The following is a 2,534-nucleotide window of genomic DNA, read 5'->3' on the forward strand; positions in this document are numbered from 1 at the left end:
GACATCGCGGCCCTGATCGGCATGAAGGACGTCACCACTGGTGAAACCTTGTGCAACGCTGACAAGCCAATCATCCTGGTTCGCATGGACTTCCCGGAGCCGGTTATTTCGGTTGCCGTTGAGCCTAAAACCAAGGATGACCAGGAAAAAATGGGTATCGCTCTGGGCAAGCTTGCTCAGGAAGACCCGTCTTTCCGCGTCAAGACTGATGAAGAGACTGGTCAAACGATCATCTCTGGCATGGGCGAGCTGCACCTGGACATCCTGGTTGACCGGATGCGCCGTGAGTTCAACGTCGAAGCCAACATCGGCAAACCTCAGGTTTCGTATCGTGAGCGCATCACGAAGAACTGCGAAATCGAAGGCAAGTTCGTTCGTCAGTCCGGCGGTCGTGGCCAGTTTGGCCATTGCTGGATCCGTTTTGCTCCTGCTGACGAAGGTCAGGAAGGTCTGCAATTCGTGAACGAAGTAGTGGGTGGTGTTGTTCCTAAGGAATACATTCCGGCTATCCAGAAGGGTATCGAAGAGCAGATGAAGAACGGCGTTGTTGCCGGCTATCCGCTGATCGGCCTGAAGGCTACCGTGTTTGATGGTTCTTACCACGACGTCGACTCGAACGAGATGGCGTTTAAGGTGGCTGCTTCCATGGCGACCAAGCAGCTGGCCCAGAAGGGCGGTGGTGAGTTGCTTGAGCCGATCATGGCGGTAGAGGTTGTTACGCCTGAAGACTATATGGGTGACGTGATGGGCGACCTTAACCGTCGTCGCGGCATGATTCTGGGTATGGAAGACACGGTCTCCGGCAAGGTAATCCGTGCTGAAGTTCCGTTGGGCGAGATGTTCGGTTATGCGACCGACGTTCGTTCGATGTCCCAGGGTCGCGCAAGCTACTCTATGGAATTCAAAAAATACAATACAGCTCCGTCGCACATCGTCGAAACTGTAACCAAAAAACAAGGCTGATTCAGTCCTTTAGGCAAGGAGTTAATTGTCGTGGCTAAAGAAAAATTTGATCGTTCCCTACCGCACGTCAACGTTGGCACTATCGGTCACGTTGACCACGGTAAAACCACTCTGACCGCAGCTCTGACTCGCGTTTGCTCCGAAGTTTTCGGTTCTGCAATCGTTGATTTCGATAAGATCGACAGCGCGCCAGAAGAAAAAGCTCGCGGTATCACCATCAACACCGCGCACGTCGAGTACAACTCGAAGATTCGTCACTACGCTCACGTTGACTGCCCAGGTCACGCTGACTACGTGAAGAACATGATCACCGGTGCTGCCCAGATGGACGGCGCGATCCTGGTTTGCTCGGCCGCTGATGGTCCGATGCCGCAAACCCGTGAGCACATCCTGCTGTCCCGTCAGGTAGGCGTTCCGTACATCGTGGTTTTCCTGAACAAGGCTGACCTGGTAGACGACGCTGAGCTGCTGGAACTGGTCGAGATGGAAGTTCGCGACCTGCTGTCCACCTACGACTTCCCGGGCGATGACACTCCAATCATCATCGGTTCGGCTCGTATGGCGCTGGAAGGCAAAGACGACAACGAAATGGGCACCACTGCCGTTCGTAAGCTGGTTGAAACTCTGGATAGCTACATCCCAGAGCCAGAGCGTGCAATCGACAAGCCATTCCTGATGCCAATCGAAGACGTATTCTCGATCTCGGGTCGTGGTACCGTTGTTACTGGTCGTATCGAGCGCGGTATCGTTCGCGTTCAGGATGCGCTGGAAATCGTTGGTCTGCGTGACACCACTACCACCACCTGCACCGGTGTTGAAATGTTCCGCAAGTTGCTCGACGAAGGTCGTGCTGGCGAGAACTGCGGCGTTCTGCTGCGTGGTACCAAGCGTGACGACGTTGAGCGTGGTCAGGTTCTGGTTAAGCCAGGTTCGGTTAAGCCGCACACCAAGTTCACCGCAGAAGTTTACGTTCTGAGCAAGGAAGAAGGCGGTCGTCACACTCCGTTCTTCAAAGGCTACCGTCCACAGTTCTACTTCCGTACTACTGACGTGACTGGCAACTGCCAGCTGCCAGAAGGCGTTGAAATGGTAATGCCAGGTGATAACATCCAGATGGAAGTTACCCTGATCAAGACCATCGCAATGGAAGACGGCCTGCGTTTCGCTATCCGTGAAGGCGGTCGTACCGTCGGCGCTGGCGTAGTAGCCAAAATCATCGAGTAAGCGTCTCTTTTGAGATAGCTTCGATGCTTTGAAAAGCCCCCGCTCAGCGGGGGCTTTTTTATTGGGTTGACACCCATCTGGGGCGTCTATAGAATTGCGCCTCCTTTTAACGGGCGTATTGCGCTCGGTGGGAATAGCAGCCGGAGTCTGAAATCCAATGCAAAATCAGCAAATCCGTATCAGGTTGAAGGCTTTCGACCATCGCCTGATCGACCAATCAACCCAGGAAATCGTGGAAACCGCGAAACGTACTGGTGCTCAAGTGCGTGGTCCAATTCCACTGCCTACCCGTAAAGAGCGGTTCACCGTTCTGGTCTCCCCGCACGTCAACAAAGACGCGCGTGACC

General features: G+C 54.1%; 3 protein-coding genes. All 3 read left to right on the top strand.

What is annotated here, in order from left to right:
* A partial coding sequence (locus ACRESJ_RS17250) for an elongation factor G (RefSeq protein WP_431758979.1) occupies window positions 1–963 on the top strand: 963 nt, incomplete at its 5' end.
* A gap of 30 nt (window positions 964–993) precedes the next feature.
* Window positions 994–2,187, top strand: coding sequence for an elongation factor Tu (gene tuf / locus ACRESJ_RS17255; RefSeq protein ID WP_008053875.1), 1,194 nt, complete (start codon window positions 994–996; stop codon window positions 2,185–2,187).
* Window positions 2,188–2,344: 157 nt separating this feature from the next.
* Window positions 2,345–2,534: 30S ribosomal protein S10 (gene rpsJ / locus ACRESJ_RS17260; protein WP_431758980.1), on the top strand; the 190-nt coding region annotated here is incomplete at its 3' end.

This window comes from Pseudomonas sp. (genome assembly GCF_050739655.1).
Classification (GTDB): domain Bacteria; phylum Pseudomonadota; class Gammaproteobacteria; order Pseudomonadales; family Pseudomonadaceae; genus Aquipseudomonas.